Genomic DNA, 22192 nt, shown 5'->3' with positions numbered 1-22192 from the left:
CGGCTAGCCTTGGGGATCGGTGTCAGGTTCCGAGTCCGGGACGGCCTCGACGACGGCCCGTTCCTGCCGCTTCACGCTGCGGCGGTCCAGGACAAGCGCCAGCAGGGCGCCAAGGAGAGCGCCGCCGGCCGCGAACATCACCATGAAGAATCCGAAGACGGCGCCGGGGTCGAAGGTGGCGTCGCCAGGCAGCGCGTAAGCCACCACTGCGGCGGCGATAATGCCTGCCAGTGCACCCACAATCAAAAAGGGAACGTACTTGGGTGCGCGGCGGACGGTTACTTCGCGCCGCTCGGCAGGGGTTTCGTGAAAAGCCATGGCATCCAGCCTACTGCCGGACTAAACAGTGGGTGTAACGGGTCCGCCGCCGTCCCGGAGCGGAGACGCGCGACTTACCAAGGGATGCCAGCTGATAGCCAACCAGGCTGTAACTGATATATCTATTGACACAAAGTGTGGCCACTGTCATATTTTGCTGTGGGCACGATGTGCGCCGTGTTGTGTCATGCGCAATTCGACGCGCAGCTTTACGGCAAAGACATGGTCCCCGGAGGTGGCATGTCGGCTAGATTGGCACTTGGTGCCGACTCACCGGATCCGGCCGGATCCAGGAAAGGAACACAAGAACCATGGTCCATAAAGTTCAAGCCGTCGTTGTCCGGGAGAAGAACGCCCCGGTGTCGCTGGAGACCATCCTGGTGCCGGATCCGGGCCCGGGGGAGGCCCTGGTGGACATCTTGACCTGCGGTGTCTGCCACACGGACCTGCACTACAAGCAGGGCGGCATCGGCGATGATTTCCCGTACCTGCTGGGCCATGAGGCCACCGGCGTTGTCTCTGCAGTTGGTCCGGACGTGACGTCCGTGGCCCCCGGGGACCGGGTCATCCTGAACTGGCGCGCCGTGTGCGGCGAGTGCCGGGCGTGCGCCAAGGGCCAGCCGCAGTACTGCTTCAACACCCACAACGCCACCCAGAAAATGACCCTTGAGGACGGCACGGTCCTCTCTCCCGCCCTGGGCATCGGTGCCTTCGCTGAAAAGACGCTGGTGGCCGCGGGGCAGTGCACCAAGGTGGACCCCGACGTCGACGCCGCGGCGGTGGGCCTGCTGGGCTGCGGCATCATGGCCGGCATCGGTGCCGCGATCAACACCGGCGAGGTCAAGCGCGGCGAGTCCGTGGCAGTGATCGGCTGCGGCGGCGTGGGCATCGCCGCGATCGCCGGCGCGAAGTTGGCGGGTGCGACGACGATCATCGCCGTTGACATCGACGACAACAAGATCGGGATGGCCAAGTCCCTCGGCGCCACCCATGGCGTGAACTCCAAGCAGGAGGATGCGGTGGAGGCCATCCGTGCCCTGACCGGGGGCCACGGGGCGGATGTGGTGATTGACGCCGTCGGCCGTCCGGAAACGTACAAGCAGGCGTTCTACGCGCGCGATCTTGCCGGCCGCGTGGTTCTGGTGGGTGTGCCGACGCCGGAGATGACGCTGGAACTGCCGCTGCTGGACGTGTTTGGCCGCGGCGGATCGCTGAAGTCCTCCTGGTACGGCGACTGCCTGCCCTCCCGGGACTTCCCCATGCTCGTCTCGCACTACAAGCAGGGCAACCTGGACCTGGACGCGTTCGTCTCCGAACGCATCACCATCGACCAGGTGGAGGAAGCCTTCGGCAAAATGCACGAAGGCAAGGTCCTGCGTTCCGTAGTTGAAGTCAGCCCGGTGCAGATCTGATGGCCGTCACCATTGAGAACCTGGTCACCTCGGGCACGTTCTCGCTCGACGGCGGCACCTGGGATGTGGACAATAACGTCTGGATCGTGGGCAACGACGAGGAATGCGTCATCATCGACGCTCCCCACGACGCCGCCGCGATCATCAACCAGGTCCGCAGCCGCAAGGTCAAGGCCATCCTGCTGACCCACGCGCACAACGACCACATTGGTGCCGCCCGGGAGGTTGCAGACGCGTTGGGAGCACCGATCCTCCTGAACCAGGAGGACCTGGTGCTGTGGGAGCAGGTCTACCCTGACGCTAAGCCGGACCGCTACCACTCCGACGGGGACGTGTTCGAGGTGGGCGGGGCAACGTTGAAGGCGATCCACACGCCCGGCCATTCCCCGGGGTCCACCTGCTTCTACCTCGAAAGCGAAGGGACCGTGTTCACCGGGGACACGCTGTTCAACGGCGGTCCGGGTGCCACTGGCCGGTCCTACAGCGACTACCCCACCATCCTGAAGTCCATCCGCGAACGCCTGCTGACGCTCCCGGCTCAGACCGTGGTCCGCACCGGCCACGGCGACAACACCACCATCGCCGCGGAGCAGGAAACGCTGGCGAAGGTTTCCCAGTAGCGGAAATCAGCAACGAGTGCCCTGGAGGCGCGCCGGGATTCCGGCGCGCCTCCACTGCAAATGAACAAGAGAGCCGACCCGGGAGTTCCCCGGTGCCGGCGAGGAAGTTGGGACAATGAAGTTCGGCAAGCAGCCTGCCCCCGTCGCGGACATCAATGAGGACAACCTCGAAGTCCACAAGCCCAAGACCGAGGCCGCCGGCGTCAAGGCCGTCATAGTGGCCCTGGAGCGGGCGGTGGCGCAGGCAGGCGTGACCCGGACGGCACATTCCCTGCTCCGGCTGAACCAGCGCGGCGGGTTCGACTGCCCGGGCTGCGCGTGGCCGGAGTCGGACAAGAAGCGCAAGACTGCCGAGTTCTGCGAAAACGGTGCCAAGGCCGTGGCCGAGGAGAACACCGTGCGGACCGTGGGCGCGGAGTTCTGGGCCAAGCACTCCATTGCCGAACTCTCAGGGAAGACCGAGTACTGGCTGGGGAACCAGGGCCGGCTCAGTGAACCGATGGTAATCCGCCAGGGTGACACGCACTATTCACCGATCTCCTGGGCCGATGCGTTCGAGCTGATCGGGGAGCACCTCCGGGCGACCACCCCGGACCGCAGCGTCTTCTACACCTCCGGGCGCACCGCGAACGAGACCGCGTTCCTGTACCAGCTGTTCGCACGGTCACTGGGCACCAACAACCTGCCGGACTGCTCCAACATGTGCCACGAGTCCTCCGGATCGGCGCTGAACCCGACCATCGGCATCGGCAAGGGCACCGTGTCCCTCGACGACATCCACGACTCCGAACTGATCTTTGTCGTCGGTCAAAACCCTGGCACCAACCACCCGCGCATGCTCTCTGCACTGAAGGAGTGCAAGGACAAGGGCGGGAAGGTGGTGGCCGTGAACCCGCTGCCCGAGGCCGGACTGTTCAACTTCCGCGACCCGCAGACCATCTCGGGCGTGGTGGGCGGCGGCACCCCGCTCGCCGACGAATACCTGCAGATCAAGGTGGGCGGCGACCTGGCGCTGTTCCAGGCGCTGGGCCACCTGCTCCTGGCGGCTGAGGAACAAAACCCGGGAACCGTCGTCGACCATTCCTTCATTGCCGCGCAGACGGACGGGTTCGACGCCTACCGCGACGCCCGCCGCACCCTCGACTGGGAGGAGACCGAGAAGGCAACGGGCCTGTCCCGCGCACAGATCGAGAAGGTGGCAGGGATGCTGGTGGCGTCCAAGGCCTCGATCTTCTGCTGGGCGCTGGGCGTGACGCAGCAGCCGCACTCGGTGGACACCATCAAAGAGATGGTCAACGTCCTGCTGCTCCAAGGCAACTTCGGCAAACCCGGTGCCGGCGCCTGCCCCGTCCGCGGGCACTCCAACGTCCAGGGCGACCGGACCATGGGAATCTGGGAAAAGCCCAGCGAAAAACTTCTCTCTGCCATCGACGCCGAGTTCGGGATCACGTCCCCGCGGCACCATGGCTACGACGCCGTGGAATCAATGGAGGCCTTCGAACGCGACGAGGTGGACGTGTTCGTGTCCATGGGCGGCAATTTCTCGCTGGCGTGCTCGGACACGGAAGCGTTGGAGGCGGGGATGCAGCGGATCGGGCTGACCGTGCACATTTCCACCAAGCCCAACCGCTCGCACATCGTGCACGGCCGCACCTCGCTGATCCTGCCCACGCTGGGCCGCACGGACAAGGACGACAAGCATCCCAAGGGCGCCCAGTTCTTGTCCGTGGAAGACTCCATGTCCGTGGTCCACTCCACCCAGGGGCGGCTGACCCCGGTCTCCGAGCACCTGCTCGCCGAGCCCGTGATCGTGGCCCGGATGGCGGAGGCGACGTTCGGCCCGGACCACTCGGTGGACTGGCGGGGCATGGCCGAGGATTACGACGTGATCCGCGACCACATCGCCCGCGTCCTGCCGGGGTTCGAGGACTTCAACGCCCGGGTGCGGACGAAGAACGGGTTCGTGCTGCCCAACCCGCCGCGCGACACGCGCTCCTTCGCCACCGACATCGGCCGGGGCCGGTTCACCGTCAGCCCGCTGGAATACCTCACCCCGCCGCCGGGGCACCTGGTTCTCCAGACCATCCGCAGCCACGACCAGTACAACACCACGTTCTACGGCCTGGACGACCGCTACCGCGGCATCTCCGGCGGCCGCCGCGTGATCCTGATCCACCCGGATGACCTCGCCGAAGCCGGTTTCCAGGACTGGGACCTCGTGGACGTGGTCAGCACCTTCCAGGGCGTCGACCGCCGCGCGGACAAGTTCCGCCTGGTGGCCTACCCCACGGCCAGGGGCTGCGCCGCCGCCTACTTCCCCGAGGCCAACGCCCTGGTCCACAAGGAAAACGTCGCCCGCGTATCCAACACCCCGGGCTTCAAGGCCATGTTCGTCCGCTTCGAACCCCACAAGGGCGGGGTGGGCGTGGCTGAAGAGTCCGCGGGGGCGCTGGCCGGAACACACGCTTAGCCCCACCGCGGTGGGTTGGCTGCGCCAGAGCTCGAAATAACGACGGCGGCAAGTCCGGCAGGTGCCGGGTGTCGCCGTCGTTGTTGCCCCCAACCAGGCTTTTACACCGGGTGGTTTCCATCGGGGACCCGCTTCCTGGTCCAGGTCCTTGCGATAGCCGCTCGCTGAGGCAAGCCCGGCTACCTGCTGCCCGGCATTCGTCTGGCCTGGCGTGAACTGGTCATCCTGGGTGTCCTGCGGTGTCGCCTCAGACCCCGGCGCCACATCCTCCCAGCAGGTGCTCGTCGTCTGGAATGTCTTTGGATACCTCTTCATCAGCCAAGCACCGGCACCAGACACCATGCAAGGCCTGGACAGGGCCGCACTGACCTCGCCGTCTCAGGCGGATGGGGGGTGCAGGACCCGGTCCAGCCAATCTTCTGCCGGGGATAGCTGGAAGTGCACGAGATCCGGAACAGCGCCAAGCGGACTGCCTTCCTCCTGCGCCTGGACGCGGTTGTGGAGATTCGGCCAGCGTGGTGGTTCCCAGTCCTGGTGTTCGCTTTGGTAGTGGCGGCCGGTGGGTGAGGTCCAGCCGGGTGGTTCGATTTTCGTGGCGGGTGTGGGTTTCCAGCCGGTGGTGTGGCGGAGTTTGTGGTGTTTGGGGCAGGGCTGTCCCAGGTTGCTGATTCCGGTGGTGCCGCCCTTGTGCCAGGCGAGGATGTGGTCGGCGTCGTTGTCCAGGGAGTTGTTGCTGCACCCCGGGAACGGACACTTCCCATCGCGCATCCTCAACCAGGCCCGCATGGCGCCGGTGACTCGGTAGCTTGTCCGGCCGATTTCCAGCGGTGCCCCGTCCCTCGGGTCCACCAGCACCCGGTAGAACGACGCCGCACCGGAGGCGACGAGTGCCCGGGCCATTGACGGGGGGATGGGACCGTACCCGTCCAGCATCGCCGGCTCGTCGGTCAGGCCCAGCAGGGAGAACACCGGGACCGTGACCAGCACCTGCGCCCGGATCGGCGCCTGCACCCGGTCCCCCACGGCACTCACACCCTCGGTAAAGCTGCCGCTGGTGCTGTCACTGCCGGGGGTGTCGCTGTCGTTTGGTGTGCCGTTGGTAAGGATCGCGTCGGCGAAGGTGTCCGCACGCAGCTGGGTCATGGTGCGGCCTTCATCCGGTCCCTGCATGCCACGGGCGGTCGCCGTGAGCCGGTTCCACCCGGCCAGGGCCTGGTCCGCGGGCAGGTACGCGGAGAGCCAGGCCATCCCGTCCTGGTCCGGCCGGAACTCCACCCGCCGGTCCGCGACCCCTTTGGCGTGGCGTTGTTCGATGGACCCGGCCTGGTGGCGTTCCTGCCAGGTGCGGGCCTTGGCTTTGAACCGGTGCGCCGGAAGCTGCCCCACCGGGCACCCCCGTGCCGGGTCCGGTGCGTCCGGGTCCAGGAAATGGGCTTCCAACGCCGCCGCCCCAACAGCATCCAGACACGCTGTCTCGTCCGCCATCACCACCGCGTGCTGCCAGGAGATCACCCCGGCCTGCAAAGCCTCCAACGTCCGCGGCAACGTCGCCGTGACAGCGTGCGAGGTGGCCAGGAACGAACCCGCCGCCCGCGGACCCAGAGCCAGCACACACCCGATCTCCGCCGCGACCGCCATCTCCTGTGCCTGCACCGGAACATCCGGGCCCGCAACAGCCGCGGCGCTCTCCGCGTACTTCACAGCGGCCCTGGCCTTCACCGCAGCAATCCCGGCCTCCACCTCCCGGGACCCGGCCAGAATGTCCAGGCAACCCTCCGCCAAACCAGCAAGAGGGTCAGCCGCAGAAAAAGGCACTGCACCGGCCCCATCAACCACGGCACCAACCTCTGCAGTCAGCACGGCAAGGGCAGCACGGATCTCCCCAAAAGCCCTCACCACCGCTGCCTTCCCCATAAACCCATCATGACAAGGGGGTACGACATTCATAGGAGCCTGGTGCGGTCGCTAAACGATGGCTCCGTCATTGAGCCGCACCGGCCGTGAACGGCGGGGTGGCCCCGGGCCGAATACGCGATCATGAGTCCTGCCGTCGCCGCCCCGCCCGCATACGTCCACGGTGAGGCCCAGGATCCTTCGGGGGTGGGAAGGACAAAAGCGATGACGACGGCGGCCACGGCCAAAAGGACCTCAATGGCCGCCTACAGCGGCCTTGCCCGGTACTCAGGGTAGGCCAGCCGGACCAGGGGGATGACCGGGAGGAGGAACAAGCCGAGGCTGAAGACCGGGTAGATGACGTTGAAGGTGAAGATCAGCATGCCCAGCACCAGCAGGCCGAGGAACATCAGCACATCGAGGGCCCGGAGCGCGTTGGCCGGCGTCCACCGGCTCAGCAGCAGTCCCCACGCGGGGAGCCCGAGCAGCCAGCCGCCTGCCCAGACGCCGGCGTTCAGCAGTGCCAGGGGCACCAGCAGGGCCCCGGGCAGCAGGAACGCCGCAATCTGCCGGAGGTCCACCACGTTCCGGGGCGGGCCGAAGATGCACGCCCCGATCAGCAGGTACGCCGCCACATACCAGGGCAGCAGCTGGATCATCGGCCCGCGGGCCGGGCCGAATATCAGGAGCGTCAGTGAGGCCACCATGACGCAGACGGCGGCGAACGTCCAGGCGCGGCGGGCAGGCCGCTGATTCACGGCAGGGAGGCGAGAATGTCGTGTGGGCACTCCCTGTCGTGGGCCGCCATCGCTTTCCCGCGTATCCCGCTCGTTTGCTTGTTGCCGAACACCATCAATCCCCCAATTTTTGGTTGTCGAGGTGATTCTACGGCCTTGACCCAGGGCGGATGGCACCATCCAGCGGGCACAAAAAAGATGGTTGGGCCTGCCGGTCTCAAGCGGGCCCAACCACAGATTTCGACGGCTCAACCGCCGGGACAGATCAGCCGCGGAGCCGCTCCATGGCCGGATCGAAGAGGGGCTCGGCTGTGACCGTGGCCGCCACACGCCTGCCGAAGTACTCGATCTCCACGGAGTCGCCTTCGGTCACGGAGGAGGGCAGCCAGGCGTAGGCGATGGGCTTGCGGACGGTGTAGCCGTACGCGGCACTGGTGACGTACCCAACGGCTTCCCCTGCCACGTACACCGGTTCCTTGCCCAGCACCACTGACGTGCCGTCGTCGACCGTCAGGCAGCGCAGCGTCTTGGCTGCCGGTTGTTCCTTGCGGACCGCCAGCGCCTCGGCACCCACGAACCCGGTCTTGTCCTTGGCCACGGAGAAGCCCAGGCCGGCCTGGTACGGGTGGTGCTCGGACGTCATGTCCGTGCCCCACAGCCGATAGCCCTTCTCCAGGCGCATGCTGTTGAAGGCGCCGCGACCGGCAGCGATGATGCCGTGCTCCCGGCCGGCCTCGAACAGCAGGTCCCACAGCTTCAGCCCGTACTCGGCGGTGGTGTAGAGCTCCCAGCCGAGTTCGCCTACGTAGGAGAGCCGCATCGCGGTGACAGGGATGCCGCCCACCGAAATCTCCTTGGTCCGGAAGTACTTCAGGCCGTCGTTGGTGAGGTCGTCCGTGCTGACCTTGCCGATGACCTCGCGTGCCAGCGGGCCCCACAGACCGATGCAGCAGGTGCTGCCGGTGATGTCAGTGACGTGCGCCCACTGCGAGGGATTGGCCGCTGACTGCCGGCGGGCCTCCACCCGGAGGTAATCCAAGTCCACGTTGCTGTTAACGCCCAGCTGGAACTCTTCCTCAGCGAGCCTGGCCACGGTCACGTCGCTGCGGATGCCGCCGTCGTCCGCCAGCAGCAGGCAGTACGTCACGGCACCTGGCTTCTTGGCGATGTTGCCCGTGCTGAGCCGGTGCAGCAGCGCCTGCGCGCCCGGGCCCACCACGGAGAGCCGCTTCAGCGGCGTCATGTCGAAAAGTCCGACGGCGGTGCGCGTCTTCCACGCTTCGGCGGCGGAGATGGGGGAGTGGAACATGGCGGACCATTCGTCCCGCTCCGGGGCCTGCCACTCGGCCGGAAGCTCCTCAAGGAGCCCGCGGTTGGCTTCAAACCAGTGCGGGCGCTCCCAGGCGGCGGACTCCAGGAAGAAAGCCCCGAGTTCCTTCTGGCGGACGTTGAACGGGCTGACGCGCAGGTCCCGCGGTGATTCGCGGGGCTGCAGCGGGTGCATGACATCGTAGATTTCCACGAAGTTCTGCTGTGAGGTCTCGCTGACGTACGCGTCAGAGGTCTGCACCTTCTCGAAACGGGTCAATTCGCAGCCGTGCAGGTCGGTCTGCGGCTGGCCGTCGATGATCAGCTCTGCCATGGCCTTGGCAACGCCGGCCGAGTGCGTGACCCAGACGGCCTCGGCCACGAAGAAGCCCTCCAGGTCCGGTGCTTCGCCCATGAGCGGGCCGCCGTCCGGGGTGAAGGAGAAGATGCCGTTGAAACCGTCCTGGATTTCGGTGCTGCGCAGCGCGGGCAGCAGGTCCTGGCTGTCCTCCCATGCGGGAACGAAGTCTTCGAGGGTGAAGTCCAGGCGGGAGGGCATCCGGTGGTGGGACATGTCCTCGGCTGAGACCTTCGGGAGTGCGGACATGTCCACGGGCATCGGGCGGTGGGCGTAGCTGCCGATGCCGATGCGGTCGCCCCATTCGCGGTAGTACAGGTCCTTGTCCTGGTAGCGCAGGATGGGCTTGCTGGCGCCGTTGGGAAGTTCGTTGACGTTCTCGAGTTCGGCAACGGGGGTGGTGACGGCGTACTGGTGGGCCAGCGGCAGCAGCGGCACCTCCAGGCCCACCATCCGGCCGAGTTCACGTCCCCAGAACCCTGCGCAGGACACCACGATGTCGGCAGGGATCACACCGGAGGAGGTTTCGACGCCGGTGACCTTGCCGCCCTCCCGGGCGATGCCGGTGACGGTGGTGGAGCCGCGGTAGGTGACGCCCTGTTCGCGCGTGCGCTCGATCAGCAGCTGCACCGCACGGGCGGCCAGGGCGAGGCCGTCGGTGGGGATGAGCAGGCCGCCCAGGACTTCGCGGCCGCCGGTGAGCTTGCCGGTGTTCAGCAGCGGGTAGATCTTTTCGCATTCGTCGGCATCGACGATCCGGCTTTCGACCCCCCAGGAGGTCATCACGCCCATCTTGCGGTGGAGATCGGCCAGTCGTTCGGGGGTGGTGGCCAGTTCCAGGCCGCCCACCTGGTTGAAGCAGGACTCCCCGTCCTTGCCCAGGGCGAGGAGCTTGTTGACGGTGTACGTGGCGAATTCCGTCATGGTCCTGGACGGATTGTTTTGGAACACGAGACCCGGGGCGTGCGACGTGGAGCCGCCTGCGAGCTCCAGCGGACCCTGCTCGACGACGGTGATGTCGCTCCAGCCGCGGCTTGCCAGCTCGTCGGCGAGGTTGGTGCCGACGATGCCGGCTCCGATGATGACGACACGGGGTGATGCGCTCATAATGTTGGGTTCTCCTGGTTGGTGCTGGAATCCGCCTGACCGGGTGATGGAGTTTGCTTCGCCATGAGCAACGTGCATCACTATATGCAACAGGGTGTCGCAGCTCACACATGATGTCAAGGGTTTCCTGCTTTGTTGCGGGGGACGGCAGCGCAGAGTCGAAAGGCAGCAAAGAGGCCCCCGCCGCTGGTGCGGCGAAGGCCTCTTTGGTGCAGCTCTGGTTATCCGGCGGCGCGAGGCCGTCCGGTCCCGGCGTCAGTGGGAAACGTCTGCTGAGATCTCGGCGAGGGTGCGCCCCTTCGTCTCAGGCGCGAGCCATTGCGAAAGGACCGCGCCGAGCAATGCAACGATGGCGGCCACGACCATGCTTGGGCCCAAGCCGATGTTGCTGATTGCCCACGGCAGGGCGAAGGTGCCGAGTGCGGCTCCGATGCGGCTGAAAGCCGCGGCGAAGCCCATGCCGATGCCGCGCAGGGGGGCGGGGAATACCTCGGCCGGATAGACCTGGGTCAATGTGGTGTAGCCGGCATTGAAGAAGGAGAACGCGAGGAACAGGGCGAGCACGAGGATCGCTGGTGCGTCCGCCCACACGCCGATGACCAGCAGGATGCCTGCGCAGAGCCACTGTCCGGGCACGGTGAGGATTCGGCGGCCCAGCTTGTCAATCAGAAGCACGGTGGTGACAACACCCGCGGCCGCAAGTGCGGACAGGCCGACTCCACCGGCCCAGCCGCCGCCGAAGCCGAACTGGCTGAGCACGTCGTCGGCGAAGGTCGCGATCGCGAAGTACGGAGTGACCGCGCAGAACCAAAAACCCGCGGTGAAGAGGGTGGTGCGCCAGTGCTCCTTCGAGAACAACATTCCGAAGGAGGCGTTTTTGATTTTGGTCCTGCCCTGCGCGGCTTGGGCCTCCTGGAGCATCCTGAGATCGATCTCCTCGGTGATGCTGTCGTGCATCTGTGGCGATTCGACGTACTTGCGTGCGATCGCAAGTGCTTCCTCACGCCGTCCCTTGGTAATGAGCCAGCTCGGCGATTCGGGGAGGCCTATGCGGGCGAGGAACAGAACGAATGCCAGTACCGTGCTCGTGCCGATGACAAGGCGCCACGGGGTGCCGGCGTCGTGCAGGAGCGTGCCAATGATGAATGCCATCATGAAACCGACGTACCAGGCGATCAGGGTCAGCCCGAGCAACCGTCCGCGGAGCTTGGGAGGGGAAAACTCTGACAGCAGTGGCCCCCCGATTGAGTACTCGCCGCCGATCGCAACGCCCATCAGGAATCGGATGATGGCCAGCTGGATTACGGCGCCGTCTCCGGAGGTTACGAAGAACTGGGCAGCTGAGGCGACCAGGAACAGGCCCATGTCCACGAGGAACATGGGCTTGCGTCCGAACTTGTCAGTAGCCCAGCCGGCCAGCGGGGAGCCGATGAAGATACCCGCCAGGGGGCCTGCAGCGATCATGCCCAGCGACAGTGCGTCGAGCTGGAGATCTGACCGCATGGGTCCGGTGACGGGGCCGATGATTCCGAGGATGTAACCGTCGAGGAACATCCCGCCGATGAAGACCGCGACAAGCCGCACCATGAAGCGGCGTTTGAACTTGGAGCTGGTCTCTGTTGATGTGGAGGTGTCGACGGGGGTCGTCGTCCTGGTCGGATTGATCATTGAAATTCGTTCCCTTCGGGCTTCAGCGCAAACCGCTGACGGCACCGGAGCGCCGTTTCCTGAACGCACAGACTGATTTCGGCGCCGCCCCCAGGCTCCGGCGCTCCGCGCTGCTTTGATCGATGGTGCTGCCACCTTTGATAGTCATAGACAGTTTCCTTTGGTGATCTGGCGCTGCCGCAAGGATGCTGACAACGTTGTGCGGCCGATGCGGGGGGCCAGGCCCCTTTCGGATCGGCCATCGTGAAATTCGTTCGTCTGTTTCCCAAGGCCATCACGGGTGGAGCCGGGGGACTGGAGGAGCACATCCGGGCGAGTTGCGTTCCGTGATGATCAACAACGTTCGCTTTATGCAACAAAATCGTGCGCTAGCTCACACTCAATGTCAAGAGTGTGACCCTTGAGAGGCGCAGTATGTAAGCCCTTCTGCTAAGTGTTCAGGGGCATGCCGAAAGCCCTGCCCATGGGGATAGGGAGACCGCCCCGGTTTGTTGTACCCAGCGGCTGGTGAGGGGGTAACCAGGGCAAACCATTGCGTCAGGCTGGGATGGCGGCCTCCGCCCCGGGTGTCCTTGAGGTTCTTGGTTGTGCTGCCCACGTAAGCGGGAGCACGGGTACGGGTCCCCCCGAGTCAGCGCCCTGGGGAGGAACGGCCATGACCGCGTCGGCCCAGGCAAGCCCGCGCATCATGCCAGGGCCGGTGTGCCCGACCGGGAACGCAAGGCCGGACAGGAACCGGCAAGGGAGGAGCCGTGTCATTCCTGGATCGCCCTCGAGGTCGCAGCCGGACATTACAAGCTGCAGCGGCGGCAGTTGCGCGCCCCCAAGCGAGGCGATCAGGGGTGCGCCGACAGTGAGCAGGGCCATCACGGCTGCCAGGGGATTGCCCGGAAGGCCGATCACGAACCGCCCGTCGGGAAGCCTGGCGAGCACGGCCGGATGGCCGGGACGCATCGCGATGCCGTCCCCCAGCAGCTGTCCGCCCAGGGCATGGATGGCGGCACGGAAATGGTCTGTCCCGGACTTACCGGTGCCGCCGGTGGTGATGATGACATCTGTGCCGCCGGCGGGCAGGACGGGGCTGTCCAGGGCATCCAGCCAGCTGCCAAAGGAGTCACCGATCCTCTGCGGGGTGCCGGCAACACCGCCGAGGAGGGACACCACGCTTCCCAGTTGCGGGCCAAAGGTGTCCCGGACCTGCCCGGGAGCGGGGACACCCTGCGTCACCACTTCAGCCCCGGTGAGTACGACGGCGACAGCGGGCCGGGCGCGGATCTGCACGGCGTCGTGCCCTGCCGCCGCAGCCAGGGCCACGTGCGCGGGATTAAGGACAGTGCCGGCAGGTAAGAGTACGTCCCCTGACCGGGCTTCCTGCCCAGCGGGACGGATGTGCTGGCCGCTGCGCGGCTCGCCGGCCTTTGCCTCGGGGCGGAGTGTCAGGATGTGGTTGCCGTTGGTGTCCCGTGCGGCCAGGCCGCTTTCCTTCCGCAGGACGGCATCGGCACCGTGCGGTACGAGGCCGCCGGTGGCAATCACGGCGGCACTGTTTGCGGGTAAAAATCTGTTGCCTTCACGGGGCAGGGATCCGTGCTGGCCGGACCCGCCCAGCAGCCACGGACCGGGCCCGTTCACGGCCCAGCCGTCCATCGCGGACGAGGCATAGTGCGGCAGGTCCTGGAGTGCGGTGACGTCCCGGCTCAGGGTCCGCCCAATGGCTTCAGTGAGGGGGACGGCCACGGGCGGGAGCGGATTGGCTGAGCCGAAGGCGACATGGCGCGCTTCGGACCACGGTATGCATCCCCTTTCCGGGGCGGGGCCCGGCGCGGGACCCGTCCCGGCGGTACTCCTAATAACGGTGGCTGTCGGTCCATTGGCAGGCATCCGGGCCTCCTCCTTGCTGATTCAGCGGCAAATGCCGGCTGCGGGGCCCCGTTTTCCGAAAACGGTGCTTCGATGAGGAATACCTCCCCAGGTCTTAGGCCCACCGAAGCACCTTTTACGAAAAACGGGACACCCGTTGCTGACGCTGTGCCTTTCCTAGCCCGCCGCTTCCAGGGCCTGGGCCTCCACGGCTTCGGCAGGCAGCGGCAGGGAGGACGATTGCCGGCGTGCGGCCTCGACGGTGTGCAGGAGCAGCAGCGCGGTGGTCACGGAGCCGACGCCGCCGGGAACGGGGGTGAGCCCCGCTGCGGTCCCGGTGACGCTGGCTTCGTCCACATCACCCACCAGCGAGCCATCGGCAAGGACGTTCGTGCCGACGTCGACCACGACGGTCCGGGAGGAGACGTGGCTGCCGGTCAGCAGCCCGGCGCGCCCGGCTGCGACCACCACGACGTCGGCATCCCTCGTGTAGCGCTCCAGCGGGCCCGATCTGGAATGGCAGACCGTCACCGCGGCATCGCGTGCCAGCAGGAGGAGGGACAGTGGCTTGCCCACAACGGCGGACCGGCCCACCACCACCACGGACTTGCCCGCTACGGGAACCCGGTAGTGTTCCAGGATTTCGACGACGGAGCGGGCGGTGGCGGGAGCGAAGGCCGGCTGACCGACGGCCAGCCGTCCCAGGCTCAGCGGATTGGCGCCGTCAATGTCCTTTTCCGGGGCGATCAGGCCCACCAGGTTGTCGGTCCGGACCCCCGCCGGCAGCGGGGTTTGCAGGATGATGCCGTTCACGGACGGTTCGGCGCTCAGGTCCTGCAGGACCCTGGCCAGTGCCGGTTCCGTTGCGTCATGGCCAAGGTCGATGATCCGGCAGCCGACTCCGGCGCGCTCAGCTGCCCGCTTGATGGAACGGACGTACCAGCGCGTTGACTCATCTGCGGTCGCCATGACCACCGCCACGACCGGGCGGACGCCGTCCCGTTCAAGCGAGCGGACCTGGTCCTGGACCTCCTGCTGGATCAAACCGGCCAAGGGCTTTCCGGAAAGTACTGCGGTGCTCAACCCAGGATCCTTTCCCTCACGCGGGCCGAGAGGGCATCTGCCGCCAGGACCACTTTCTCTTCAATGCCGTCTGTCTGTTGGGCAAGCAGTGCGCGTGCCTCCGTATCTTTGACCGCCACGACGTTGATGTCGATGTTGACGCGCGCCGTGGTGGCAGCTGCGCGGGCGGCGTCAGCGGCCGCCGCAACGTCACTGATGACGTTGGTGTTGGCGACGTCGAACAGTTCGGTGGCAAGGTCCACGATTGCGCCCGACAGCTTGATGAGCCGGGCAGGCGTCTGTGCCGCCTGGATGAGCGCGGACTGGATCCCGGCCGCCCGGGCGGCCTTGAGGTCATCAGTGCCGGACGGGAGCTTGTAGGAGTCGATGACTGCCTGGAAGGCCTCTTCATCTGCTTCAGCCAAGCTCAGTGCTTCGGTGACAAGGCCGTCGGCGGCCTGCGTGATGCGCTGGACCAGCGGTGCATGCTGTCCGTATTTGGCGCCGGTGGTGTAGCGCGCCACCATGGCCACCAGGGCTGCACCCTGGGCGGCGTGCAGGGCCGCTGCAGCGCCACCGCCTGGTGTGGGCTGCTTTGCGGCCAGCCGGGTGAGGTAGCTGCTGACTGACTCTGAACTGATCATGGTGCTAGCCGCGGAGCCGGGTCATGGTGGGGTCGTACAGCGGGTCCTGGGTGACCGTGGCGACGATCCGGCGTCCAAAGTACTCAATCTCCACGGAGTCGCCGATGGAGACTTCTGCGGGCAGGTAGGAGTAGGCGATCGGTTTTTTAACTGTGTAGCCGTAGGCGGCGCTGGTGACGTAGCCAACCGCCTGGTCCTTGTAGAACACAGGCTCCTTGCCCAGCACCAGGCTGCGGCCGTCGTCGACCGTGAGGCAGCGCAGGCGCCGCGCGGAGTTCTCCTCGGTGCGGCCTTCCAGCGCCGCCTTTCCGACGAAGTTCTCCTTGGCCATCTTCACTGCGAAGCCGAGGCCGGCCTCGAAAGGGTCGTGCTCGGTGGTCATGTCCGTGCCCCAGGAGCGGTAGCCCTTTTCCAAGCGGAGGGAGCTGAACGCGGCACGCCCGGCGGCGATGACGCCGAACGGCCGGCCGGCCTTCCAGAGCGCATCCCAGAGGCGCTGGCCGTTGTCAGCGCTGGTGTACAGTTCCCAGCCCAGCTCACCGACGTAGGACAGGCGCATGGCAGTAACGGGGACGCCACCGATGACGACATTCTTGGACCGGAAGTACTTCAGGCCGTCGTTGGAGAAGTCATCGCTGCTGACCGCGCCGACAACCTCCCGGGCCAGCGGGCCCCAGAGGCCGATGCAGCAGGTGCCACCGGTCGTGTCGCGGACCTGGACCCAGTCTTCGGCGCTGCCGCTCGCTGTCTGGTGCCGGGCTGCCCGATCAAAGTAGGCGGTGTCGATGTTGCCGTTGGCACCGAGCTGGAAGGTCTGCTCGTCCAGTCGGGCGACGGTGATGTCGCTTCGGACCCCGCCCTGCTCGTCCAGCAGGAGCGTGTAGGTGACGGCTCCGGGCTTCTTGTTCATTTCCGCGGTGGTCAGTTCCTGCAGCAGCTTCAGGGCGCCGGGTCCGGAGATTTCGAGGCGCTTCAGGGGCGTCATGTCGTACATGGCGACGGCGGTACGGGTCTTCCACGCCTCGGCGGCGGCGATGGGGGAGCTGAACATGCCTGACCAGGCGTCGCGGGCCGGCGGCTGCCATTCGGCAGGCATTTCCTTGAGCAGGTCGGCGTTGGCCTCGAACCAGTAGGGCCGTTCCCAGCCGGCGCCTTCGAGGAAGTAGCCGCCGAGTTCCCTGTGCCGGGCATGGAAGGGGGACACGCGCAGGTTGCGGGGGGAGAGCTTGGGCTGGAGCGGGTGCAGGACGTCGTAAATCTCCACGAAGTTCTGCTGCGAGGTTTCGCTGACGTACTCGGGGGTCAGCTGGACGTCCTCGAAGCGGTGGATGTCGCAGTCGCCCAGGTCGATGCTGGACTTGCCGTCCACCAGGAGTTCGGCGACGGCGCGGGCGATGCCCGCCGAGTGGGTGACCCAGACGGCTTCGGCGACGAAGAAGCCATCGAGTTCCTTGGACTCTCCCACCAGCGAGCCGCCGTCGGGGGTGAAGGAGAAGATGCCGTTGAAGCCGTCCTCGATCTCGCTTTCGCGCAGGGCCGGCAGGATCTGCTTGGTGGCCTCCCAGGCGGGGAGGAAGTCCTCGAGGGTGAAGTCCAGCCGGGACGGCATGTTGTGCTCGCTGATCTCGTTCGGCTTGAAGCTGCCGAGTTCGTCCAGGTCCACGGGCATGGGCTTGTGGGCGTAGGAGCCAATGCCGTAGCGGTCGCCGTGCTCGCGGTAGTAGAGGTCCTGGTCCTGGTGCCGGAGGATGGGCAGCGAAGCGCCGTTGGGCAGTTCGTTCTTGCCCTGCTGCGCCGGGACCGGGGTGGTTTTGACGTACTGGTGCGCCAGCGGCAGCAGCGGCACGGACATGCCGATCAGCTCGCCGACCTTGGCGCCCCAGAATCCGGCGCAGGAGACGACGATGTCTGCCGGGATCACGCCGTCGGGCGTCTGGACGCCGGTGACCCGGCGGCCGAACTGTTCGATACCGGTGACTTCGGTGTTGCCGATGTACTTTACGCCGGCGGCCTCGGTGCGCTTGATCAGGAGCTGTACGGCGCGGGCGGCCAAAGCGAGGCCGTCGCTGGGAACGTGGAGGCCGCCGAGGATGTCCTCGTCATTGATGAGCGGGTAGAGCTCCTTGCACTCAGCCGGGGTGAGGATGGAGCCCTCGATGCCCCACGCCTGGGCGTAGCCGAGTTTGCGCTTCAGGTCCGCGAGGCGGGTTTCGGTGGTGGCCACTTCCAGGCCGCCCACCTGGTTGAAGCAGCTGGTGCCGTCCTCGGCCAGGGACAGCAGTTTCTCCACGGTGTACTTGGCGAACAGGGCCATGGACTTGGAGGGGTTGGTCTGGAAGACCAGTCCCGGGGCGTGCGAGGTGGAGCCGCCGGGCATGTTGAGGGGTCCCTGGTCCAGGACGGTGATGTTGTTCCAGCCCCGGGTGACGAGTTCATCCGCGAGGTTGGTGCCGACGATGCCGGCTCCGATAATGACAATGCGTGGTGACGATTCCAAGGGGGTCTCTCCTGCTGCTTTGCGGGTTATGTCTGCGGACGAGGGGTGCTTACCGGAACACCACGGTGCTGGTCTGGTCCTTCAGCACCCTGTGCTGGCAGTGCCAGCGGACGGCGCGGGAGAGGGCCAGCGCCTCGGCGTCCTGGCCCACGGTGGACAGTTGCGCCGGGCCATAGGTGTGGTCCACGCGGATGACTTCCTGCTCGATGATCGGGCCCTCGTCCAGGTCTGCCGTGACGTAGTGGGCGGTGGCGCCCACCAGCTTGACGCCGCGGTCGTAGGCCTGGTGGTAGGGGCGGGCGCCTTTGAACCCGGGAAGGAAGGAGTGGTGGATGTTGATGGCCCGTCCTTCCAGTGCCCGGCAAAGGTCGTCCGAGAGCACCTGCATGTAGCGGGCCAGAACCACGAGGTCGGCCTCGTACTCATCCACCAGTTCCAGCAGCCGGCGCTCCGCATCGGCCTTGGTGTCCGGGGTGACGGGGACGTAGATGAAGGGGAGCCCGGCGGCTTCCGCCATCGCACGGTGGGTCTCGTGGTTGGAAACGACTGCCACCAGTTCGCCGCCCAGGCTGCCGCCGCGCCACCGGAAGATGAGGTCGTTCAGGCAGTGGCCGAACTTGGACACCATGACCAGGACGCGCTTGGGGGTCTGGTCGTGGAAGCTGAACTTCATGTCGAACCGGCTGGCGATGCCCGCGAACTCTTCCTCGAGCATGGCAGGCGTGTAGTTGGGGGAGCCGGAGAACGCGGTGCGCAGGTGGAGTGTCTCGCGCAGGCTGTCGTCGAACTGCTGGTGCTCGTCGATATTGAAGCCGCGCTCGAACAGGAACGTGGTGACGGCCTGCACAATTCCTGCCTGCTCCTTGCAGGACAGGGTCAGGACGAACTTCTGCGGTTGCTCTTCCTTGAGCGCCGGCAGGGTGGTGGTTGCGGGGACTGCTTCGATGAGGGTCATACCCTGCTCCTTCTAGATATATTCAAAAGCGACAAACTGATATATTAGATTGGGTGCCAGCGTATACTGGTCCACAGGCGAGGTCAATAGTTTTTCTGGTTGGGAAGAAGGGGCTCAGCATGGCATTCGAAGCTTTAGCGGTGGCGGACATCGTGGGGAAGAAGTCCCTGGCTGACGTTGCCTACGAAAGCATCCGCGACTGGTTGCTGACCCTTGAAATCAAACCCGGAGAGCTGCTGAATGACGAGCTCTTGGCCAAGAATCTGGGTGTGGGCCGGACTCCGGTGCGCGAAGCCCTGAAGCGGCTGGAGCTGGACCGGTTGGTGAAGACCTACCCGCGCCGGGGCACCTTTGCTACCAGGGTGGACGTGACCGACCTTTCCTTCATTTCGGAGATCCGCGCCCAGCTCGAGCCCCTCGCGGCGGCCCGTGCCGCACGGGTGGCTTCCCCCGCGGTCCGGGACGAGCTGCGTGCCACGCTCGAAAAGGTTGAGGCGTTCGATGTGTCCTCGGCGACGGTGACCGAGACGCTGCAGCTGGATGCCCGGGTGCACCAGGGCATTTACGCCGCCGCCGCCAACCCGCACCTGGAAGACATCCTGATCCGCTATGACAACCTGGCAACGCGCATCTGGTGCATGGTCATCGACCGGCTTCCGGACCTGTCCCACCACGTTCGTGAACACCTTGATCTGCTCCGCGCCGTCATCGACGGGGATGAGGAGCGGGCTGCGGAGCTTGCCCGCGTCCACGTGAGCGGATTCGAAAGTGCGGTTCGGGAGGCGCTTTTCAAGGCCTAGTGCCTTGCGCCCCCGGGCGCCTGTTGACACGGAGTGTGACGTGGACCATACACTGGATCCAGATTGATATATCAATCAAATATCAGCGATGGATTCGAGCGGCGACGGCGCCGGCGATCGGAGTAACCAGTGAATTCCCAAGCAACCCTTGAAGCCCCCCGTGATGCCACCGACCTTAACCGCGAACAAGATGGCCAGGGCGGCGGCGCGTCGAAAAAGGTTCTCGGCCTCCGGGCCGACTGGGCGCGCCTGGCCGGCCGCAGCGTAGAAGTGTGGCTGCATGGGGAGCACGTGGCCAGCGGGGTGGTGGACCAGGCCTCGGAGGACGGCTCAGTGCTCTGGATAGCCGCCGAGGGCATCAGCACCCGGCGCATCTTCGATAAGTCATCCGGCTACCAAATCTGGGTTTAGCCCCCCGGCGCTGGGAGCTGGAGCTCTCAACGCAGGCAATAACCATGGAGCCCCGGCGCTTCCCGCGCCGGGGCTCCATCCGTTCCACACTGCTTACCGCATGGCTGCCTTTTCCGGCTCCGGCTCTTCCACGTCCGGACCCGTGCCGGTGCAGTTTGTGCCTTGGGCGCATCCTTCGGCACATTCATGCTTGGTCACAAGCTCAAACTGGACACCGCGGTGCTGCTCGACGCCGGTCCGGATAGCCCGTTCCACCACGGAGTCCGCCAGCCGGCGGCGCAGGGAGAGGGGGTCCCTGCGCAGGTCCTTGGTGATGGCGAAACAGAGCAACAGCATGACGATGACGAAGGGCAAGGCCGCGACGATGGTGATCCGCTGCAGGCCTGACAACGCTTCGGAGGGCTGGTCACCGCCCGCCAACAGCATGACGGCGGCCACGGCACCGGTGAGGGCACCCCAGAAAATTACCAGCGCACGCTTGGGGTCGGAACTGCCGTTGGAGCTCAGCGACGCCATGATCAGGGAGGCGGAGTCGGCGCCGGTGATGAAGAAGATTGCCACCAGGACCATGGCCAGGACGATCACGGCCGCAATCATCCACGGGGGCAGGGGGAGGTTCTTCACAAGGTTGAACAGGGCGCCGTCAAAATCGATGGTTGCTTTGCCGTCAGTGACGGTCATCAGGCCAGGCGTGCCGGCTTTGTCCGCTTCCTGCTGGATATGGAAGGCGGTGCCGCCGAAGATGCCGAACCAGATGACACTGACAATGCTGGGGACCAGCAGTACGCCGGTGACGAACTGCCGGATGGTCCGGCCCCGGCTGATCCGGGCGATGAACATGCCAACGAACGGCGTCCAGGAAATCCACCAGGCCCAGTAGAAGATGGTCCAGCCGGACATCCAGGTCCGGAGTGCCTCGTCGCCTACGGCCTCAGTACGGGAGGACATTTCGGCCAGATCGCGCAAGTAGTCGCCGACCGCCGAGGGAATGAGGTTAAGGATGAAAAGAGTGGGGCCCGCCACGAACACGATGAGGGCGAGGACCACCGCAAGGACCATGTTGACGTTGGACAGCCACTGTATTCCGCGGCTGATGCCGGACACGGCGGACGCGATGAAGCACGCTGTCAGGATCGCCACGATGCCCACGAGCACAGGTGTTCCGATCTCGCCTGTCCAGCCGTTGGAGGTGAAGCCGCTGCCGATCTGCAGGGCGCCGAGGCCCAGTGATGCGGCGGTGCCGAACAGGGTGGCGAAGATGGCCAGGATGTTGATGACCTTGCCCACCGGCCCCTCTACGGTCCTGATGCCGAACAGGGAGGTGAAGGCGGCGGAAATCAGTTGCCTGCGGCCCAGCCGGTAGGTGCCGTAGGCCATGGCAATGCCCACCACGGCGTACATGGCCCACGGGTGCAGGGTCCAGTGGAAGATCGAGGTGGCCATGGCCGTCTGGATGGCTGCGGGGGTCCGGCCGTCAACGGTTCCGGGCGGGGGAGAGACGAAGTGGTACAGCGGCTCGGCCACCCCATAGAACATCAGGCCGATGCCCATTCCGGCGGCGAACATCATGGCGATCCATGACACCGTGCGGAACTCGGGTTTCTCGCCGTCCTTGCCCAGCGGAATATTGCCGAACTTGCCCAGGGCCAGCCAGAGGACGAAGACGACGAACAGGGAGGCGAGGACCATGAAGAGCCAGCCCGTGTACTCCATGACCCAGTCGAGGGCGTCCTTGGAAGTGGTGGCCAGGCCGTCCTTGTCGAGGAATCCCCATGCCACGAACGCCAGTGCGATGGCGCCGGTGATGCCGAACGTCGCCTTGTCCAGCGTCAGCTTTCGGTTGCGGCGCTGGGAGACGGCCTGTTCCCTGTTGCTCTGCCGCAGTTCCTCCAGGATCTGCTCATGTTCGTTGACTGTGGGAAGGGCTGTTGCCGCTTCCTCTTGATAGGTATCCAGCGGCTCGGGGGGAATGTCCGCTGAAGGCGGCACTTTTGGCTTGGCGGAGCTCAGGTCACTGTTAATGGCCATGAAAGCGGGTCCTTTGGCTAGTCCATGGGCTTGCGTTTAGTGCT

General features: G+C 65.9%; 16 protein-coding genes. 5 read left to right on the top strand and 11 right to left on the bottom strand.

Annotation, left to right across the window (positions count from 1 at the left end):
- Positions 1 to 3 precede the first annotated feature (3 nt).
- Positions 4 to 318: a hypothetical protein gene (locus tag VIK36_RS19455; protein ID WP_324643276.1), complete on the bottom strand. Its 315-nt coding sequence runs from the start codon at positions 316 to 318 to the stop codon at positions 4 to 6.
- Positions 319 to 629: 311 nt separating this feature from the next.
- Here VIK36_RS19455 and VIK36_RS19450 point away from each other — a divergent pair, with 311 nt between their 5' ends.
- From VIK36_RS19450 to VIK36_RS19440, 3 genes are all read left to right on the top strand, one after another.
- The gene (locus VIK36_RS19450) at positions 630 to 1730 is read left to right on the top strand and encodes an S-(hydroxymethyl)mycothiol dehydrogenase (protein WP_324643275.1); all 1101 of its coding nucleotides are present in this window, start codon (positions 630 to 632) and stop codon (positions 1728 to 1730) included.
- The gene (locus tag VIK36_RS19445; RefSeq protein WP_255173446.1) at positions 1730 to 2350 is read left to right on the top strand and encodes an MBL fold metallo-hydrolase; all 621 of its coding nucleotides are present in this window, start codon (positions 1730 to 1732) and stop codon (positions 2348 to 2350) included. The genes VIK36_RS19450 and VIK36_RS19445 overlap by 1 nt, the downstream gene beginning before the upstream one ends.
- Positions 2351 to 2465: 115 nt before the next feature.
- Positions 2466 to 4820 (top strand): FdhF/YdeP family oxidoreductase, encoded by a 2355-nt coding sequence (locus VIK36_RS19440; RefSeq protein WP_255173445.1) that lies wholly within the window; start codon positions 2466 to 2468, stop codon positions 4818 to 4820.
- Between the two features lie 378 nt (positions 4821 to 5198).
- Here VIK36_RS19440 and VIK36_RS19435 read toward each other — a convergent pair whose 3' ends face one another.
- The 9 genes from VIK36_RS19435 to purU form a co-directional block, all read right to left on the bottom strand.
- Positions 5199 to 6734, bottom strand: a complete 1536-nt coding sequence (locus tag VIK36_RS19435; protein ID WP_255173444.1) for an HNH endonuclease signature motif containing protein — start codon at positions 6732 to 6734, stop codon at positions 5199 to 5201.
- A 245-nt stretch (positions 6735 to 6979) separates the two neighbouring features.
- Complete coding sequence (locus tag VIK36_RS19430; RefSeq protein WP_255173443.1) at positions 6980 to 7471, bottom strand: hypothetical protein; 492 nt, start codon at positions 7469 to 7471, stop codon at positions 6980 to 6982.
- A gap of 244 nt (positions 7472 to 7715) precedes the next feature.
- Positions 7716 to 10223 carry an FAD-dependent oxidoreductase gene (locus tag VIK36_RS19425; RefSeq protein ID WP_324643274.1) on the bottom strand — a complete coding sequence of 836 codons (2508 nt, stop codon included), beginning with the start codon at positions 10221 to 10223 and terminating at the stop codon, positions 7716 to 7718.
- A gap of 255 nt (positions 10224 to 10478) precedes the next feature.
- The gene (locus VIK36_RS19420) at positions 10479 to 11891 is read right to left on the bottom strand and encodes an MFS transporter (RefSeq protein ID WP_255173441.1); all 1413 of its coding nucleotides are present in this window, start codon (positions 11889 to 11891) and stop codon (positions 10479 to 10481) included.
- A 537-nt stretch (positions 11892 to 12428) separates the two neighbouring features.
- Entirely contained in the window at positions 12429 to 13772 is a 1344-nt protein-coding gene (locus tag VIK36_RS19415; protein WP_324643273.1) for a molybdopterin molybdotransferase MoeA, read from the bottom strand.
- A 156-nt stretch (positions 13773 to 13928) separates the two neighbouring features.
- Positions 13929 to 14834 carry a bifunctional 5,10-methylenetetrahydrofolate dehydrogenase/5,10-methenyltetrahydrofolate cyclohydrolase gene (locus tag VIK36_RS19410; protein WP_255173439.1) on the bottom strand — a complete coding sequence of 302 codons (906 nt, stop codon included), beginning with the start codon at positions 14832 to 14834 and terminating at the stop codon, positions 13929 to 13931.
- Positions 14831 to 15457, bottom strand: a complete 627-nt coding sequence (locus VIK36_RS19405) for a cyclodeaminase/cyclohydrolase family protein (RefSeq protein WP_324643272.1) — start codon at positions 15455 to 15457, stop codon at positions 14831 to 14833. Before VIK36_RS19405 ends, VIK36_RS19410 begins: the two co-directional genes overlap by 4 nt.
- A 4-nt stretch (positions 15458 to 15461) precedes the next feature.
- Positions 15462 to 17954, bottom strand: a complete 2493-nt coding sequence (locus VIK36_RS19400; protein ID WP_255173437.1) for a GcvT family protein — start codon at positions 17952 to 17954, stop codon at positions 15462 to 15464.
- A 49-nt stretch (positions 17955 to 18003) separates the two neighbouring features.
- Entirely contained in the window at positions 18004 to 18909 is a 906-nt protein-coding gene (gene purU / locus VIK36_RS19395; protein WP_255173436.1) for a formyltetrahydrofolate deformylase, read from the bottom strand.
- A 119-nt stretch (positions 18910 to 19028) separates the two neighbouring features.
- On the opposite strand from purU, the gene VIK36_RS19390 reads away from it, so the two are divergent.
- Positions 19029 to 19709: a GntR family transcriptional regulator gene (locus VIK36_RS19390; RefSeq protein WP_255173435.1), complete on the top strand. Its 681-nt coding sequence runs from the start codon at positions 19029 to 19031 to the stop codon at positions 19707 to 19709.
- A 129-nt stretch (positions 19710 to 19838) separates the two neighbouring features.
- Positions 19839 to 20120 carry a hypothetical protein gene (locus VIK36_RS19385; protein ID WP_324643271.1) on the top strand — a complete coding sequence of 94 codons (282 nt, stop codon included), beginning with the start codon at positions 19839 to 19841 and terminating at the stop codon, positions 20118 to 20120.
- A 93-nt stretch (positions 20121 to 20213) separates the two neighbouring features.
- On the opposite strand, the gene VIK36_RS19380 is transcribed toward VIK36_RS19385, so the two are convergent.
- A complete protein-coding gene (locus tag VIK36_RS19380) occupies positions 20214 to 22148 on the bottom strand; it encodes a BCCT family transporter (protein ID WP_324643270.1) in 1935 nt (644 codons plus the stop codon).
- Positions 22149 to 22192 lie beyond the last annotated feature (44 nt).

It is taken from the genome of Pseudarthrobacter sp. LT1 (assembly GCF_035621795.1).
In the GTDB taxonomy this organism is placed as follows: Bacteria; Actinomycetota; Actinomycetes; order Actinomycetales; family Micrococcaceae; genus Arthrobacter.
This window is presented reverse-complemented; position numbering and strand designations above follow the sequence as displayed.

Bases quoted from the DNA above. Each gene is read 5' to 3' on its own strand.
- VIK36_RS19415 (WP_324643273.1), bottom strand. From the start codon at position 13,772: ATGCCTGCCAATGGACCGACAGCCACCGTTATTAGGAGTACCGCCGGG.
- VIK36_RS19380 (WP_324643270.1), bottom strand. From the start codon at position 22,148: ATGGCCATTAACAGTGACCTGAGCTCCGCCAAGCCAAAAGTGCCGCCT.
- VIK36_RS19445 (WP_255173446.1), top strand. From the start codon at position 1,730: ATGGCCGTCACCATTGAGAACCTGGTCACCTCGGGCACGTTCTCGCTC.
- VIK36_RS19455 (WP_324643276.1), bottom strand. From the start codon at position 318: ATGGCTTTTCACGAAACCCCTGCCGAGCGGCGCGAAGTAACCGTCCGC.
- VIK36_RS19435 (WP_255173444.1), bottom strand. From the start codon at position 6,734: ATGGGGAAGGCAGCGGTGGTGAGGGCTTTTGGGGAGATCCGTGCTGCC.
- VIK36_RS19425 (WP_324643274.1), bottom strand. From the start codon at position 10,223: ATGAGCGCATCACCCCGTGTCGTCATCATCGGAGCCGGCATCGTCGGC.
- VIK36_RS19450 (WP_324643275.1), top strand. From the start codon at position 630: ATGGTCCATAAAGTTCAAGCCGTCGTTGTCCGGGAGAAGAACGCCCCG.
- VIK36_RS19420 (WP_255173441.1), bottom strand. From the start codon at position 11,891: ATGATCAATCCGACCAGGACGACGACCCCCGTCGACACCTCCACATCA.
- purU (WP_255173436.1), bottom strand. From the start codon at position 18,909: ATGACCCTCATCGAAGCAGTCCCCGCAACCACCACCCTGCCGGCGCTC.
- VIK36_RS19405 (WP_324643272.1), bottom strand. From the start codon at position 15,457: ATGATCAGTTCAGAGTCAGTCAGCAGCTACCTCACCCGGCTGGCCGCA.
- VIK36_RS19390 (WP_255173435.1), top strand. From the start codon at position 19,029: ATGGCATTCGAAGCTTTAGCGGTGGCGGACATCGTGGGGAAGAAGTCC.
- VIK36_RS19440 (WP_255173445.1), top strand. From the start codon at position 2,466: ATGAAGTTCGGCAAGCAGCCTGCCCCCGTCGCGGACATCAATGAGGAC.